General features: G+C 63.4%; 14 protein-coding genes. 11 read left to right on the forward strand and 3 right to left on the reverse strand.

Going from position 1 to position 16,670, the window contains the following annotated elements; all coding sequences use genetic code 11:
* Positions 1–3 precede the first annotated feature (3 nt).
* The gene (locus EIC84_RS12125; RefSeq protein WP_223305695.1) at positions 4–1,362 is read right to left on the reverse strand and encodes an MFS transporter; all 1,359 of its coding nucleotides are present in this window, start codon (positions 1,360–1,362) and stop codon (positions 4–6) included.
* Positions 1,363–1,465: 103 nt separating this feature from the next.
* On the opposite strand from EIC84_RS12125, the gene EIC84_RS12130 reads away from it, so the two are divergent.
* The 4 genes from EIC84_RS12130 to EIC84_RS12145 all read left to right on the forward strand — a co-directional run bounded on the left by EIC84_RS12130 (position 1,466) and on the right by EIC84_RS12145 (position 5,790).
* Positions 1,466–2,161, forward strand: a complete 696-nt coding sequence (locus tag EIC84_RS12130; RefSeq protein ID WP_003069633.1) for an AraC family transcriptional regulator — start codon at positions 1,466–1,468, stop codon at positions 2,159–2,161.
* 113 nt (positions 2,162–2,274) lie between these two features.
* Complete coding sequence (locus EIC84_RS12135; protein WP_003069635.1) at positions 2,275–3,147, forward strand: DMT family transporter; 873 nt, start codon at positions 2,275–2,277, stop codon at positions 3,145–3,147.
* A gap of 37 nt (positions 3,148–3,184) precedes the next feature.
* On the forward strand, positions 3,185–4,018 hold the full coding sequence (locus tag EIC84_RS12140) for a M48 family metallopeptidase (RefSeq protein WP_003069637.1): 834 nt from the start codon (positions 3,185–3,187) through the stop codon (positions 4,016–4,018).
* 95 nt (positions 4,019–4,113) lie between these two features.
* Complete coding sequence (locus EIC84_RS12145; protein WP_003069639.1) at positions 4,114–5,790, forward strand: acyl-CoA dehydrogenase family protein; 1,677 nt, start codon at positions 4,114–4,116, stop codon at positions 5,788–5,790.
* 6 nt (positions 5,791–5,796) lie between these two features.
* Here the strand turns inward: EIC84_RS12145 and EIC84_RS12150 are convergent, their stop codons facing one another.
* Positions 5,797–6,699 (reverse strand): helix-turn-helix transcriptional regulator, encoded by a 903-nt coding sequence (locus EIC84_RS12150; protein ID WP_034351280.1) that lies wholly within the window; start codon positions 6,697–6,699, stop codon positions 5,797–5,799.
* A gap of 167 nt (positions 6,700–6,866) precedes the next feature.
* Between EIC84_RS12150 and EIC84_RS12155 the strand changes: the two genes are divergently transcribed.
* The 7 genes from EIC84_RS12155 (at position 6,867) to EIC84_RS12185 (ending at position 15,229) form a co-directional block, all read left to right on the forward strand.
* Positions 6,867–8,429, forward strand: coding sequence for a 3,4-dehydroadipyl-CoA semialdehyde dehydrogenase (locus tag EIC84_RS12155; protein WP_003069643.1), 1,563 nt, complete (start codon positions 6,867–6,869; stop codon positions 8,427–8,429).
* A gap of 3 nt (positions 8,430–8,432) precedes the next feature.
* On the forward strand, positions 8,433–9,995 hold the full coding sequence (locus tag EIC84_RS12160) for a benzoate-CoA ligase family protein (protein WP_003069645.1): 1,563 nt from the start codon (positions 8,433–8,435) through the stop codon (positions 9,993–9,995).
* Between the two features lie 190 nt (positions 9,996–10,185).
* On the forward strand, positions 10,186–11,349 hold the full coding sequence (locus tag EIC84_RS12165) for an ABC transporter substrate-binding protein (RefSeq protein ID WP_003069648.1): 1,164 nt from the start codon (positions 10,186–10,188) through the stop codon (positions 11,347–11,349).
* A 154-nt stretch (positions 11,350–11,503) separates the two neighbouring features.
* A complete protein-coding gene (locus EIC84_RS12170) occupies positions 11,504–12,373 on the forward strand; it encodes a branched-chain amino acid ABC transporter permease (RefSeq protein WP_003069650.1) in 870 nt (289 codons plus the stop codon).
* Between the two features lie 154 nt (positions 12,374–12,527).
* Complete coding sequence (locus EIC84_RS12175) at positions 12,528–13,622, forward strand: branched-chain amino acid ABC transporter permease (RefSeq protein WP_003069651.1); 1,095 nt, start codon at positions 12,528–12,530, stop codon at positions 13,620–13,622.
* The gene (locus EIC84_RS12180; RefSeq protein ID WP_003069654.1) at positions 13,615–14,385 is read left to right on the forward strand and encodes an ABC transporter ATP-binding protein; all 771 of its coding nucleotides are present in this window, start codon (positions 13,615–13,617) and stop codon (positions 14,383–14,385) included. Before EIC84_RS12175 ends, EIC84_RS12180 begins: the two co-directional genes overlap by 8 nt.
* 142 nt (positions 14,386–14,527) lie before the next feature.
* Positions 14,528–15,229, forward strand: coding sequence for an ABC transporter ATP-binding protein (locus EIC84_RS12185; protein ID WP_003069656.1), 702 nt, complete (start codon positions 14,528–14,530; stop codon positions 15,227–15,229).
* A gap of 769 nt (positions 15,230–15,998) precedes the next feature.
* Here the strand turns inward: EIC84_RS12185 and EIC84_RS12190 are convergent.
* Positions 15,999–16,472 carry a PaaI family thioesterase gene (locus EIC84_RS12190; protein ID WP_003069658.1) on the reverse strand — a complete coding sequence of 158 codons (474 nt, stop codon included), beginning with the start codon at positions 16,470–16,472 and terminating at the stop codon, positions 15,999–16,001.
* Between the last annotated feature and the right edge of the window lie 198 nt (positions 16,473–16,670).

The following is a 16,670-nucleotide window of genomic DNA, read 5'->3' on the forward strand; positions in this document are numbered from 1 at the left end:
CCATCAATCGTCAGAGCCAATTTTTACTCTGGATGCCAGGAAAATCAGCAGCAGCACGGGGAAGCCCATCAGCGCCGTGGTGTGGAAAAACGCCTCGTAACCATAAGCATCGACAAACGCCCCCGAGAAGCCCGCCAGCCATTTGGGGGCCAGCAGCATCATCGAACTGAACAGCGCATATTGCGTGGCCGAGTACTGCACATTGGTCAGGCCCGAGAGATAGGCGATGAAGGCCGCCGAGGCGATTCCCCCGGCGAGATTGTCGGCGCTGACCACCCAGACCAGCGCCGAGACATCGTGGCCGCGCGTAGCCAGCCAGGCAAACAGAATATTGGTGCAGGCCGACAGCACGGCGCCCAGCATCAGCACGCGCATCACGCCCCAGCGCACGGCCATGGTGCCGCCCACAAAGCCCCCCAGCAGCGTCATGATGACGCCGAACACCTTGGTCACGGCAGCCACCTCTTCCTTGGTATAGCCCATGTCCACATAGAACGGATTGGCCATGATGCCCATGACCACGTCGCTCACGCGATACAGGCCGATCAGCGCCAGCAGCAACAACGCCTGCCAGCGGTAGCGGCCTATGAAGTCGGCAAACGGAGCGATCAGCGCACCCTTGATCCACTCGGCCGCATTGCGTGCCGGTGCCATGGGACGAGCTTCAGGCTCGGGCGAGAGCAGCACTGTGATCATGCCCACCAGCATGCTCGCCGCCATGGCCGTGTAGGCCACATGCCAGGCCTGCACCATATAGCCCTGCACATCACCTTGAACCTGGGCCGCTACCCACAGCACGCCGGCGCCAGCCCAGATCATGGCCAGGCGATAGCCGGTCTGGTAGGTGGCCGCCAGAGCCGCCTGATCGTCGACCTTGGCGGACTCGATGCGATAGGCATCCAGCGCGATATCCTGCGTAGCCGAGCCGAAAGCCACCAGCACCGCGCACAGCACCAGCGGCTGCAGGGATTGCTTGGGGTCCATGAAGGACATGCCGAGCAGGCCCGCCACGATCAGCAGCTGCGAAAACAACAGCCAACTGCGGCGACGCCCCAGCATCCGCGTCAGTGCCGGCAAGGGCAAACGGTCCACCAGCGGAGACCACACCCATTTGAAGGCATAAGCCAGACCCACCCAGCTCAGGAAACCGATCGTCGTGCGATCGATATCGGCCTCGCGCAGCCAGAAACTCAAGGTACCCAGCACCAGCAACAGCGGCAGGCCTGCCGAAAAACCCAAAGCCAGCATGCGCAGGCTGGTGGGCTGGGCATAGACCTTGAAGGCCTGGCTCCAGCTGCGCTTGGGCTTGATGACGACATCTGCGGAGGAGGGGTTGCGACTTGTTTGGGACGACTCGGTCATGGTCTGGTTCTCTGAGGCAGAGGGCATTATCGGTTGCCCACGCCAGTCGCCGGGCGCTACCATTACCGCGACCGTCGTCTCTTTCTGTAAGCAGGATTGCCCCATGAGCCGTGACACCGCATCTCCGCGCCCTGTGCTTGACCAGGCACAGACCTCGGTGCGCAGCTACAGCGGCGAGCATCAGGCCCATGCCCATGACCATGCCCAGATTCTGTTTGCGCTGCAGGGCCGCATGGAGCTGGAGGTGGGTGGCAGACCCAGCTTTGTGGACAGCGCCTGCGGCATGGTCATACCCGCAGGTACCGGCCACGGCTATCTGGCAGCACCGCAAACCCAGGTGCTGGTGATCGACGCGCCCATGACCCAGGGGCTGGACAAGCTGCGCCGCTTTGCCGTGCCCCCGGCGTTGCGCTTTCCGCAATCAAGCCTGTCAGCCGCCGCGCAGATGGCGCTGGTGCTGCAGGCTCCCACCTTGCTGCAGCGTCGCGGCATGGATCTGCTGTGGCTGCAGCGCCAAGTACAGGCGGCTTTGCATGAAAGCTGGCCCACGGCCCGGCTGGCGGACCTGGTGCATCTGAGCGTGGCCCAGTTCCACGCCCGTTTCGTGGAACTGACGGATCGCACGCCGCAGGACTGGCTTCGCGGCCTGCGTCTGGACGCTGCCGTGCTGCAGCTCAGAAAGGGGGCGGCACTCGAAGCGACCGCACTGCGCTGCGGCTACGCATCGGCCAGCGCCCTGGCCTATGCACTGCGGCGCGAGCGCGGCCTGACATCGCGCCAGCTGCGCGAGCGCCGCTGAGCCACCCCTCGCACTTCAAGCGTTTCTCGACAGATGAGCAGCCCTGGCCCGCGCATGATGGCTCGCTCATGTCTGTCACTTCCGCTATCTCTTCTCCCTCGCCCCGCAGCGCCTTGGGCCCTGTCGGCCTGGTGCTGGCCGCCGCCATGCTCTGGGGCACCACGGGCACGGCACAGCATTTCGCGCCTGCACAGCTCTCGCCCTACTGGGTGGGCGGCCTGCGCATGGTCATGGCCGCGCTGTTCTTTGGCGCGCTGGCGCTGCTGCTGGACCGAGGCCATGCGCGCCAACCCATGCGCTGGGCGCGCATCGTGTTCTGCGGCCTCTGCATGGCCATCTACAACCTCAGCTTCTTTGCCGGCGTCAAGGCCAGCGGTGTGGCCCTGGGTACGGCGCTGGCCATAGGCAGCGGCCCCATCTGGGCCGGCCTGATGCAGGCCGTGGTGCAAAAGCGCATGCCCAGCCCTCAATGGTGGCTGGGCACCTGCACCGGCGTTGGCGGAGGCATTGTCATGGCGCTGGCCGCCACCGACAGACAGCATCTGCCATGGGCGGGCATGGCCCTGTGTCTGCTGGCCGGTCTGTCCTATGCCGCCTACGCGCTGGTCAACCAGGCACTGGTGCTGCAATCGCGTGTGGCCACGGTCAATGCCTGGGTGTTTGCCTGCGCGGCCCTGCTGTCACTGCCCGTTTCGGCCTGGCTGGGCGGGCCGCTGCAGATCAGCGCCGGCGGCTGGGCCGTGGTGATCTATCTGGGCATGTTCGCCACGGGCTTTGCCTATCTGCTGTTCTCCGTGGGCCTGCGCGGCATGTCTGCCGCGACCGGCGTGGCACTGAGCAAGGCCGAGCCGATTACCGCTTTTGCGCTGTCGCTGTTGGTGGTTGGCGAGCGCCCCGCCTGGTGGTCCGTGATCGGTCTGTTCGGCGTGATCGGTGGTCTGTGGCTGGTAGTACAGGCAGAGCGCAAGACTGCAGAAACCGTCTGACCCGAGGCAGGCTGCAGCTCGCATAGACTTGGCGCTTATGCACGCCCTCATCTCATCCCTGCGCCTGCCCGCCACCCGCAACTGCCTGCTGCCCGCACTGGTCTGTGCTGCGCTGATGCACGCGCCAGCGCAGGCTCAGGTGGAGGTAGGCAAGGCCTCGGTGATGCGCCAGCTGGTACCGGCCGAGACGCTGGAAAGCTCTGCGACCCAGCAGTACCAGGAGCTGCTGCAAAAGGCCAAGGCCCAGGGCGCGCTGGCAGACGCCGGCAACCCGCAGCTGCAACGCCTGCGCGGCATTGCCCAGCGCCTGATTCCCTATGCCGTGCAGTGGAACCCGCGCGCCAGCCAGTGGCGCTGGGAGGTCAATCTCATAGGCAACAAGCAGATCAACGCGTTCTGCATGCCCGGCGGCAAGATCGCCTTCTACACAGGCATCATCGACCAGCTCAAGCTCACGGACGACGAGATCGCCATGATCATGGGCCACGAGATGGCCCATGCCCTGCGCGAGCATTCGCGCGAGCAGCTGGCCAAGAACCAGGCCACCAGCATAGGCATATCGCTGGGCGCGCAATTGCTGGGTCTGGGCGATATCGGCAATGCCGCTGCACGCCTGGGCGGGCAATTGCTCAGCCTCAAGTTCAGCCGCAATGACGAAAGCGATGCCGACCTGGTCGGGCTGGAACTGGCCGCACGCGCCGGCTACAACCCGCAGGCCGCCGTGAGTCTGTGGCGCAAGATGGGTCAGGCCACGGGCGAAGGCGGCATAGGCTTTCTCTCCACGCATCCGACGGGCCCCGATCGCATACGCCAGCTGGAGGGTAACGTGCCGCGCGTCATGGGCTTGTACGAGCAGGCACGCAGGCGCTGAACACCAGCGACCAGGCAGCTGAAAACCCGCTTTGCGTCAGCCATGCGGCGCTCTATATTGGGCTGTGACGAGCGCACAGCCACAGGAGTGATCGCATGCAGGCCCTGGACACCCATGACGTCTTCAACCAGTTCGATGAGCTGACCGGCATCAATCTGCTGCAAGCCGACGCTGCCTTGCAGGAAGTGCTGCAGCGCCAGCAGGCGCAGAGCTTTGTGCCGGCCCTGAAACGCTTTGCGCAACAGCTTGGCGAGAAGCACAACTGGGAGCATGCCGAGCTCGCCAACCGCCATACCCCCGAGCTGCAGCGCTTCGACGCGCGCGGGCGTGTGCAAGATGCCGTGGAATTCCACCCCAGCTGGCATCGCCTCATGGAGCTGTATCGCAAACAGGGCCTGATCTCCTTGCCCTTCGAGAGCCCAAGCCGCGGCCGCTGGAGCGCCTGGGCCGCCGGCTTTTACCTGCACGGCCAGGTGGAGCAAGGCACGTTATGCCCGGCCACCATGACCACGGCGGCCATCCCCGTTCTGCAAAAAGAGCCCCAGCTATGGAGCCAGTTGCAGGCCCGGTTGTTCAGCCACGAGTACGACGCACGCGATCTGCCCTTGGACCAGAAAAAATCCATCTGGATAGGCATGGGCATGACGGAAAAACAGGGCGGCTCGGACGTGCGCGCCAACACCACAGTGGCTCGCCCCGTGCATGAGGGAGGTCGCGGCGGCGAGTATCTGCTGCGCGGCCACAAATGGTTTTTCTCGGCCCCCATGTGCGACGCCCATCTGGTGGTGGCTCGCATGGCCACGCCAAGCGGTGAGCTCGGCGGTCATGCCTGTTTTTTCGTGCCGCGCTGGCGTCCCGACGGAAGCAAGAACCCCGTGCGTGTGCAGCGCCTCAAGGACAAGGTAGGCAACCGCAGCAACTCCAGCTCGGAAGTGGAGCTGCAGGACGCCTGGGGCATTCTCATGGGCGAGGAAGGCCGAGGCATTCCCACCATCATCGAAATGGCCAGCTACACGCGGCTGAACTGCGTGCTGGGCAGCGCGGCCATTTTGCGCAGCGCCACCGTGCAGTCGATTGCCTATGCGCGCCAGCGCTCGGCCTTTGGCAGACATCTCGCGGATCAGCCGCTGATGGCCACCGTGCTCGCGGACCTGGCACTCGAAAGCGAAGCCTCCATGCAACTCGCCATGCATCTGGCTCAGGCCTATGAGTCGGAGGCCGAAGGCGATCTGCTGGCCCGCGCCTGGAAGCGCATCATGACTCCAGCCGCCAAGTTCTGGGTCTGCAAGCGCTCGGTGGAGATCACGGGCGAAGCCATGGAGGTCTTTGGCGGCAACGGCTATGTACAGGACAGCATAGTCGCGCGCCTGTTCCGTGAAGCGCCGGTCAACTCCATCTGGGAAGGCTCGGGCAATGTGATGTGTCTCGACGTTCTGCGCGCCATGGGCCGCGAGCCTGAAGCCACGCGCCTGCTGTTGCAGGATCTCGGCGATATGGCTGCCGACCAGCCCCTTCTGACGGCGATGGCGCAATCGCTGGCCAAACGCCTGTCCGGTTCCCCCGAGGCACTGGAGCCGCAGGCCCGCCGACTGGTGCAGGACTTGTGTCTGCTGGCCCAGGCCTGCCTGCTGCACAGGCATGCGCCCGCCCACATGGCCGATGGCTTCATCCACACCCGCCTGGGCGCACAGAACGGAGCCATGGTGGTAGGGGCATTTGACCCCGCAGGACTTGACATCGCCGCCGTGCTGGAGCGTGCCCTGCCCCTGTGAATACCGTCAGGCTGCGACCAGCACTTTCAGCTGCTTGAGGCTTTGCGCCACGCTCTTTCCGCTGGTGTCCAGCACATGATCGGCCTTGGAATAAAAGGCCGATCGGCCGTCCAGAATCCGGCGCAAATCATCCATGGCCTCGGGGTTGGCCGCCATGGGCCGCGTGTCGCCCTGGGCCACGACACGGCTCATATGCTCATCGGGCTGGGCCTGCAGCCAGACTGTGGTGCAATGGCTGAGCAGTTCGTTGAAGGTCGCGGGGTCCGAGACAATGCCTCCCGGGGTGGCAATCACCACGTCGCTGTAGATCTGCACGGCCTCTTCGAGTGCACGGCGCTCGTAACGGCGATAGGCGCCAGCTCCATAGAGGTCATAAATCTCGCGCACGCTGCAACCGGCCACTCGCTCAATCTCCTGGTTCAGCTCGAGAAACGGCACATTCAGTTGCTCGGCCAGCATACGCCCCAGCGTGGACTTGCCCGCGCCGCGCAGGCCTATCAGGGCAATGCGCGAAGCCCGGTGCGGATCGCCCATGGGCGCCGTTCCCAGAATCTCTCCGGCGGCCAGTCGCACGCGCTGCAAATCGGCCTCGCTGCGGCCTTCCAGCAATTCGCGCAGCAACAGCCATTCGGCACTGGCCGTCGTCACATCGCCCAGCAGCTCGGCCATGCTGCACTGAAGTGCATGTGCGATCTGCTGCAGCACCAGGATGGAGACATTGCCCGTGCCGTATTCGAGATTGGCCAGATGGCGCTCCGACACCACGGCGGCCGAAGCCAGCCCACGGCGCGTGAGACCGCGGCGCGCACGCAGATTGCGCACCCTCTCGCCCAAGGCCTGCAGCAACGGGCTTTTGCCCGCCTCATCCCCTTCCGCAACCGACGCGGATGCCATGTCTAACTGATCCATAAAGCTCCTCAGAGGCCGTGAATGATAAACAGTCGGGGTTAACGCGAATCATGCAATATATTGCTTGACACTGCATTGTCTCGTATTTATCTTTTGATTGCACGCACAATATTGCATGTTTCACCGAAGATTTGATGCTGATCAGAACAGCACTTCAGGAGACCCCCATGACTGAGTTACTGGCCAACCATGTGGCTGGCCGCTGGCAAACCGGCAGCGGCCGGGGCAGTTTGTTACGCGACCCGGTACTGGGAGCCGAGCTGGTGCGTGTCGATGCCACAGGGCTTGATCTGGGCGCCGCCTTTGCCTTCGCACGCGACACCGGAGGCAAGGCCTTGCGAGCCCTCAGCTACGCCCGGCGCGCCAGCCTGCTGGCCGATATTGCCGCCGTGCTGCAAAGCCGCCGCGACGCGTATTACGAGATATCCACCGCCAACAGCGGCACCGTCAGAAACGACACCGCCGTCGATGTGGACGGCGGCATCTACACTCTGAACCAATACGCCAGATGGGGCGCGGCGCTCGGCGATGCGAGGCATCTGAGCGACGGCGAAGCCGTGGCGCTGGCCAAAGACGGTGCCTTTCTGTCCCGGCATATCCAGGTCCCGACACGCGGCGTGGCGCTGTTCATCAACGCCTTCAACTTCCCTGCCTGGGGGCTGTGGGAGAAGGCGGCACCGGCCCTGCTCTCGGGCGTGCCCGTCATCGTCAAGCCGGCCACGGCCACCGCCTGGCTGACCCAGCGCATGGTCAAGGATGTGATCGATGCCGGCATATTGCCGCCGGGCGCTTTGTCCATCGTCTGCGGCAGCGCTGCCGGATTGCTGGATCAGCTGCAACCCATAGATGTGGTTTCGTTCACGGGGTCTGCGGAGACGGCTTCGACCATACGTTCTCACGCGGCCATAGCCCGCCACTCGGTGCGCAGCAATATCGAGGCCGACAGCGTGAATTGCGCGCTGCTGCTGCCCGGCCATGGCCCGGACAGCGAAGCTGCCGCCTTGCTGGCGCGTGAGGTGGTGCGCGAAATGACGGTCAAATCCGGCCAGAAATGCACGGCCATACGCCGCGTGCTGGTACCACAAGCTCTGTACGACGGTATGGCCCAGGCCCTCGGTGCGCAACTGGCAAAGATCGCCGTGGGCAACCCGCGCAACGACGCCGTACGCATGGGATCTCTGGTCAGCCGCGAGCAGTACGACAGCGTGCAGCAGGGCCTGGGCCGGTTGCTGGAGCACACCACGGCCCTGCATGACGGCCGGCGTAATGCGCTGATCGATGCCGACCCGGCGATTGCCGCCTGCGCCCAGCCCGTGCTGCTGGGAACACAGGACCCCGATGGCAGTGCACTCGTGCATGACATGGAAGTCTTTGGCCCGGTGGCCACGCTCATGCCCTACCGTGACCTGGCACATGGCCTGGCACTGGCGCATCGCGGCCAGGGCTCGCTGGTCTGCTCGATCTACGGCGATGACGACCAGGCCCTGGCCGCAGCCGCCACCGATCTCGCAGCCAGCCACGGCCGCGTGCACGTGGTCACGCCCGCTGTCGCCAGGCTGCATACGGGCCACGGCAATGTCATGCCCCAGTCCCTGCATGGCGGTCCGGGCCGCGCCGGCGGCGGCTCCGAACTCGGCGGCCTGCGGGCACTGGATTTCTATCATCGCAAAAGCGCCATACAAGCCGCACCACAGCTTCTGCAGGCACTGGCCGAAACGACGGGAGCATGAGCCATGACCGACTTCAGCCAAGCCTTCAACTTTGCCCAGCATCTGTTTGATCTCAACCAGGGGCGCGGTGACAAGAACGCCTACACCGATGACCAGGGCACGCTCAGCTATGCTCAGTTGCAGGAGCAGGCGCGCCGCCTGGCCCATGGCCTGCTCGCTGCCGGCATCCATCGCGAGGAGCGCGTGCTGCTGGTCATGCACGATATGCGCGAGTGGGTGATCTCATTTCTGGGAGCCATGTACGCAGGCGTGGTGCCGGTGGCGGTGAATACCTTGCTCACTGCTGCCGACTACGCCTATATGCTCGAGCATTGCCGTGCTCAGGCGATCGTGACCAATGGCGCGCTGGTTGCCGTGGTGCAGCAGGCCCTGGAGCAGGCGCAGCATGAGGTCAACCATATCTGGGTCGCCAGGCCCGATGAAGCACCGCAAGGCCTGCCGCCGGCCTTCGAGCCGCTGCAGCCCTGGCTGCAGCAGCAAATGCCGCTCGCTCATGCCGCCAGAACCATGGGCGACGACCCCGGCTTCTGGCTGTATTCCTCAGGCTCCACCGGCAAACCCAAGGGGGCGGTGCATACCCACGCCAACCCCTACTGGACGGCCGAGCTGTATGGCAAACCGGTGCTGGGCCTGAACGCAAACGATGTCTGCTTTTCCGCCGCCAAGCTCTACTTCGCCTACGGCCTTGGCAATGCCCTGACCTTCCCCCTGAGCGTGGGAGCCAGCGTGGTGCTGATGGCCGAGCGCCCCACGCCGGAAGCCACTTTCAGGCGCTGGACCGAGCACCAGCCCACAGTGTTTTTCGGAGCGCCTACGGGCTTTGCGGGCATGCTGGCTCACCCCACCCTGCCGGCACGCGAACAGGTCAGCCTACGCATGTGCTCGTCGGCAGGCGAAGCCCTGCCGGCCGAGATTGCCCAGCGCTTCAAGACCCACTTCGGCGCCGATATCGTGGACGGCATCGGCTCCACCGAAATGCTGCATATCTTCCTCTCCAACCGCCCGGACGATATACGCTACGGCAGCACCGGCAAACCTGTGCCCGGCTATGCGGTGGAGCTGCGCGGCGAGGACGGACAGCCCGTGGCCGATGGCGAGATCGGCGACCTCTACATCAAGGGCCCGAGCGCGGCCCTGATGTACTGGGCCAACCGCGACAAGACGCGCGACACCTTCCAGGGTGCCTGGCTCAAGAGCGGCGACAAATATGTGCGCGATGCCGACGGCTACTACACCTATGCAGGCCGCAGCGACGACATGCTCAAGGTCAGCGGCATCTATGTCTCGCCCTTCGAGGTCGAATCCACGCTGCAGCAGCACCCTGCCGTACTTGAGGCGGCCGTGATCGGCGTGACCGACGAACAGGGCCTGACCAAGACCAAATCCTATGTGGTGTGCAAGCCCGGACAGAGCGCCAGCGAGGCTGAACTCAAGGCCTTTGTAAAGAATCGGCTGGCCGCCTACAAATACCCGCGCTTCATTGAATTTGTCGATGAGCTGCCAAAGACCGCGACAGGAAAGATCCAGCGCTTTCGTTTGCGTGAGCTGGAATCCAAGCCGCGCTAATTGCTTATCGCAAGGTTGCAAGAAGCTATCAAAACAGTAGTCACAAACTAGGGCAATCGCTGGTATTGCTTTAAACCTAAAGTTGTTAGAGTGCGCTCGTGCATCAGTGCCAACCCCAGCACCACAGCCAGTCATAACCGTTGATCTGAGAGTAAGCCGGCATTCGTCCATCAACCAGCAGGAGACAAGCATGAGCAAGCAATGGGCAATATGGAGCGCAATCGCACTGGCTGCCGCCGCAAGCGGCAGCAGCGCCATCGCGCAGGAGAAGATCAAGGTCGGCTTCATGCTGCCTTTCAGCGGCACTTATGCAGCCCTGGGCGTGGCGATCGAGAACGGCTTTCGCATGCAGGTAGCCGAGCAAGGCGGCAAGCTGGGCGGGCGCGAGATCGAATACTTCAAGGTCGACGATGAGTCAGATCCCGCCAAGGCAACGGACAACGTCAACCGCCTCATCAAGCGCGACAAGGTCGATGTGATCATCGGCACCGTGCACTCCGGCGTGGCCATGGCCATGGCCAAGGCCGCCAAGGAAAGCGGCACCGTGCTCATCGTGCCCAATGCGGGAGCCGATGCAGTCACCGGCCCCATGTGCGCTCCCAATATCTTCCGAAGCTCCTTCTCCAACTGGCAGACGGCCTACCCCATGGGCGTGGTCGCAGCCAAGGAAGGCAAGAAAAATGCCATGACCCTGACCTGGAAGTACGCTGCCGGTGAAGAGGCCGTCAACGGCTTCAAGGAAGGCTTCGAGAAAAGCGGCGGCAAGGTCAGCAAGCAGCTGACGCTGCCGTTTCCCAACGTTGAATTCCAGGCTCTGCTGACCGAGATCGCAGCGGCCAAGCCCGATGCCGTGTTCTCCTTCTTCGCGGGCGCAGGTGCCGTGAAATTCGTCAAGGACTATCACGCCTCGGGCCTGTCCAAAACCATTCCGCTCTACGGACCGGGCTTTCTGACCGACGGCACGCTGGACGCTCAGGGCGAGGCCGCCCAGGGCATGCTGACCACGCTGCACTATGCCGACGAACTGGGTACGGCGCGCGATCAGGCCTTCCGCACCAATTACGCCAAGAACTACAAGCTGCAGCCCGATGTCTATGCCGTGCAAGGCTATGACGCCGCACAGATGCTGGCCGTGGGCCTGAAGGCCGCCGGCGGCGACATCGGCAAGAAGGATGTCTTCCGTACAGCCATCGAGAAAGCCACGATTGCCAGCCCGCGCGGCGACTTCACCTTGAGCAAGGCCCACAATCCCGTGCAGGACATCTATCTGCGCAAGGTTGACGGCAAGGAGAACAAGAAGATCAGCGTGGCAGTAAAGGCTCTGGCGGACCCAGCCCGCGGCTGCCGCATGTAATAGACGCGAGCCATACCGCCCTCGATACCTGCTTGCTCTGTCCTGCCGCACCTTCGGTGCCGCCTGCGACAGAGCACCTCGTCTCCAGCGCGAATCGACGATTCGCCGGGCTGTATGCCCCGCTTTGCAGCCTCCTGCTTCAACAAGGATTGCCGTGGATCTCGCCACTTTTCTGGTGCAGTGTCTGAACTCTGTTCAGTACGGACTGCTTCTGTTTCTGCTGGCCTCCGGCCTGACGCTGATCTTCGGCATCATGGGGGTGATCAACCTCGCCCATGGCAGCTTCTACATGATCGGTGCCTACGTGGCGTTCTCGCTCGCACCGTACCTGGGCCAGCATTTCATCATCATGCTGCTGGTCGGCGTGGTGCTGGCCGTGGTGCTGGGCTATTTTCTCGAATGGGCATTCTTCAGCTTTCTCTACGAACGCGATCACCTGCAGCAGGTGCTGATGACCTATGGCCTGATTCTGGTGTTTGAAGGCCTGCGCGCCATCCTCGTGGGCAACGATGTGCATGGCGTGGAAAAGCCTGCCTGGCTGGCCGGCAGCTTCCCTTTGATGGGCATGATGCAGTACCCCTGGTACAACGTGTTTGCAGCCGCTGCCTGCCTGCTGGTGGCGCTGCTGATGTACTACACCGTCAACCGCACGCGTCTGGGCATGATGATTCGTGCCGGTGCCAGCAACCGCGACATGGTGCGCGGCCTGGGCATCAACATCAAGCGCCTCTACCGCATCGTCTTTGCCGTGGGCGTGGCCCTGGCGGCCCTGGCCGGGATGATCGCGGCGCCCATGAGTTCGGTCTACCCCAATATGGGCTCCAGCGTGCTCATCATCTGCTTTGTGGTGGTGGTCATCGGCGGCATAGGCTCGATCACCGGCGCGCTGATTGCCTCGCTGCTGGTGGGCTTTGTGGATACCTTCGGCAAGGTGTTCTTCCAGGAACTCAGCGGCATGAGCATCTATCTGCTGATGGCCGTGATCCTTGTATGGCGCCCGGAAGGCCTGATGGGCAAGAGATGATGAAGCTCCCCCTGAGTCGCTTCGCGCCTTCCACCCTTGCTCGCCACGCGAGACGGGGACAACACCTTCGCTGCGGGGCGGCCGGTCAGGCCCTTGCCCCATGTCCCCTGCTTGGCTCACGCCAATTCTGCAAGCAGTGTCAAGGATCACTGATATGAGCGACACCTCCTATACGCCGCTGCCGCAATCCAATCAGGCCTATGCAGAAGCACCGGCCGTCACCAACCAGAGCCGCCCCATTCGCGCCAAAAGCGTGTGGGTAGCTGTGGTGCTGCCGCTGGCTGTTGCAGCGCTGCTGGCTGCCGCACAGCCCTTCTGGTCGGCCTATCTCTCCGATCTGGTCGTCAAGATCATGATCCTGTCCATCTTTGCACTGAGCCTGCATATCCTGGTGGGCGGCGCAGGGCTGGTCAGCCTGGGCCATGCGGCCTACTTCGGGCTCGGTGCCTATGCGGCGGTGAAGGCAGCCGGCCAGGACGGCAGCAACTTTCTCGTCATGCTCGGCGCCGCCGTCGGTGTCTCGGGCCTGTATGCGCTGTTGGTGGGCGCCCTGAGTCTGCGCACCAAGGGCGTGTACTTCATCATGGTCACGCTGGCATTCGCGCAACTGGCTTTCTTTGTCGTGCACGACGTGGGCTATTTCGGCGGCAGCGACGGCATCTACCTGATGCAGCGCCCGGCCATAGGCGCACTGGACATGGAAAGCAGCAGCACGCAGTACTTCGTGGTACTGGCCGCGCTGGTGCTGGTCTATGCCTTCATCGCCATGCTGCGCCACTCTCGCTTCGGCCATGCGCTGGCCGGCATTCGCGTCAACGAGCAGCGCATGCGCGCTGCCGGCTTTGCCACCTACGGCTACAAGCTCGCCGGCTTTGTGATTGCCGGTGCGCTGGCGGGTCTGGCGGGCTTTCTGCTGGCCGCACGCGATGCCGTGGTCAACCCCGAGCTGCTGGCCTGGCACCACTCCGGCGAGGTATTGCTGATGCTGATTCTGGGTGGCGTGGGCTCGCTGCGCGGTGCCGTACTGGGCACCATCACCTTTGTGCTGCTCAAGGAGCTGCTGAGCACGCATGCCATCGTTGGCAATGCCGCAGATCACTGGCAGCTGACGCTTGGCATCTCCATCATCGCGCTGGTCGCGCTGCTGCCCAAGGGGCTGGTAGGCATCAACGACAAATGGCAGAAGAAGGCAGCGGCGCGGACCGGCAAGTCGCCAGAAGCTGCCGAGCAAGGAGCGGATCATGGCTGATACAGGCAATGCTCCCAAGATGTCCGTGCGCGGCCTAACGCGGCGCTTTGGCGGGCTGGTGGCCGTGAACAATGTGGACCTGGATCTGCATCAGGGCGAGGTCCATGCCGTCATCGGCACCAACGGCGCAGGCAAGTCCACGCTGATCAACATGCTCTCGGGCGAGATAGCGGCCAGCAGCGGCAGCATTGCACTTGAAGGCCGGGACGTCACGCAGATGCCGCAGCCACTGCGCGCCAAGGCCGGCATCGGCCGCAGCTACCAGCGCACCACCATCTTCCCCGAGTTCACGGTGCTGGAGAACTGCCGGCTCACGGCCCAGGCCCAGGCGCTGCCCAGGCCCTGGCGCATCTGGGAGTCAGCCCAGCATTGCGCAGCCAGCATGCAGCGGGCGCAATCTGCGCTGCAGCGCGCCGGTCTTGCCCAGCATGCCGGGCGCCTTGCCGGCAGCCTGAGCCATGGTGCCAAGCGTCAGCTGGAAGTCGCCATGTGTCTGGCCACAGCGCCGCGCGTGCTGCTGCTGGACGAACCTCTGGCAGGCATGGGCGCCGAAGAGACAGAACGCATGCTGGAGCTGCTGCAGGAGCTCAAATCCGCGCATGCCGTGCTGCTGGTGGAGCACGATATGGATGCCGTTTTCCGCATCGCCGATCGCATCACCGTCATGGTCAACGGCAGCGTGGTAGCCACGGGCACGCCCGATCAGATTCGCAACGACCCGGTCGTGCGCACCGCCTATCTGGGAGAAGAAGAACATGCTTGAAACAAGGCACCCCCTGAGCGGCTCTGTCGCTTCCCCCTCTCTCGCTGCGCGGGAGGGGGACGGCACCATCGCTGCGGGGCAGCCCTTGCTTGCTGCCTCTGGCACAGGCACGCGCCCACTTTCAGGGCCTTCGAACCATGCCATGTTCAGCCTGCAGGAAGTGCACAGCTTTTACGGCGACAGCCATATCCTGCATGGCATCTCGCTGGATCTGCCCCAAGGCCAGGCCGTGGGCCTGCTGGGCCGCAACGGCATGGGCAAGACCACGCTGATCCGCACGCTGATGGGCTATGTGGCGGCACGTTCGGGCCGGGTGTTTGCCGACGGCAAGGAGGTAACGAATTCCGCCCCCGAGAAAATGGCGCGTCTCGGCATTGGCTACGTCCCCGAAGGGCGCGGCGTTTTCCCCAATCTCTCCGTCAAGGAAAACCTCTTGATGAGCGCCAGAGCCGGCCTGGACGGCAGCCGGGGCTGGACCTACGAACGTGTGCTGGAAACCTTTCCACGCCTCAAGGAGCGACTGTCCAACGGCGGCGATCAACTCTCGGGCGGCGAGCAGCAGATGGTCTCCATCGGCCGCGCACTGATGACCAATCCTCGCCTCATGATTCTGGATGAAGCCACCGAGGGCCTGGCTCCGCTGGTGGTGGCCGAAATCTGGCGCGTGATTGCACAGATTCGTGAAACCGGCATCTCCACGTTGATCGTGGACCGCGATTACAAAAAGGTGCTGGCCCATACCGACAAGGCCGTGGTGATGGAAAAAGGCCGACTGGCCTTGCAGGCTCAGTCCGCGGATCTGCTGCTGCAGCCGGAGAAGTTGTCGGTGTTGTTGGGAGTTTGACTGTCGTCTTGTTTTGATAGCTGTTCACGCCTGATAGATAAGCTTTTGAGACTTCCTCTGTTTGATGTTTGGAGTGAAACTGGGTACCTGATTTATGGACAGAGGCCGGGACTCGCCCCGGCTGGCGACCTACTTTCTAGCGCGCTAGAAAGTAGGCAAAGAGCGCTATCCGATTGCCTGTGTCCCTGCGCTTCGCTCCGGGTAAACCTGCGTCACACAATTCAGCCTACGGTGCCGCCCAACTCGCTGCGCGGCATGCCGCTGCGCTCAGACAAACGGCGGCAAGCCAGTTCACAAAGCAATGCTGTCCTGCGGCAGCATTGCCCGCAGCCTGAACCGCGTGCCGCAGGCACAGCCAGACGGGTGGGAGCGGACAGCCTGCAAGACTTGTGGCGAAATCAGGCTCAATCGCTTATATGAATTGCGGTTGCAGCTATCAAATTTATCTCGGAGCTATCCTGTCTCCGGTATTGCCCCTTGTGCCCACGCCTGCGACGGCAGCCTCTTGTGGCGCGCGGCTGCACCGTAGAGTGCAGACGCATCGTCATCACTTTTACGGCAATGTGTTTGAACGAAGAGCGAAGCTCGAAGTGAGTTTTGCCGTACAGCAACAAGAGGTTGTCGGCGCAGGTTGCCCACAGGCGAAGCCGGAGGGACGTGGGCAGTAGGGGCCTGCTCTTTGCCTACTTTCTTGCGAAGAAAGTAGGTCGCCAGCCGGGCGAAACCCGGCCTATATCCTCAAAACAAAGCAGTTTCGCAAACAAAAAACCTACTGAACCCCACCCAACGAAGCCGCATCCAGCCGCGCATTCTTGGCTGCCTCTGGCGGCAGGATCGCCATCGTCAGGCTGCAGTTGCAGGTCAGCTTGCCCTCTTCATCGCGCAGCTCCACCGCCCAGACATGCGTGGTGCGCCCCAGGTGCGTGGGCCGCGCCGTGGCGGTGATCCAGCTGCCCTTGCGGCCTGCTCGCACATGATTGGCAGTCACGCCCAGGCCCACGCAGCGATAGCCTTCGGGAATGCTGCAGGCCGCGGCCATGGAGCCCAGCGTCTCGGCCAGCACCACGCTGACACCGCCGTGCAAAATGCCATAGGGCTGGCAGGTGCGTTCATCCACATGGATGCGGGCGCGTACATAGTCGTCGCCGTATTCGGTGAACTCAATGCCCAGGTGGGAAATTGCAGTGTTTGCGCTGCCTGCGTTCAGCGCTTTCAGATCGAGCTCTCGGGTCCAGATCGCCATACCAGTCCTTGTGGTGCATGAAAAAAGGACGCTCTTTGCAGAGCGTCCTTCGATGCTAAGGACTTGGAGCAGCAGACGCCAGCACCAAGCGGACTAGTACACGGCGACCAGTTCACCAGCTACCAGATCAGAGACACCAAGCAAGAGCCTAGGCGGCCCCGCCGCCCCGCAGCAATGGTGTCGTCCCCCTTGGGGGAA

The sequence above is a fragment of the Comamonas sp. A23 genome (assembly GCF_004522605.1).
In the GTDB taxonomy this organism is placed as follows: Bacteria; Pseudomonadota; Gammaproteobacteria; order Burkholderiales; family Burkholderiaceae_C; genus Comamonas; species Comamonas thiooxydans.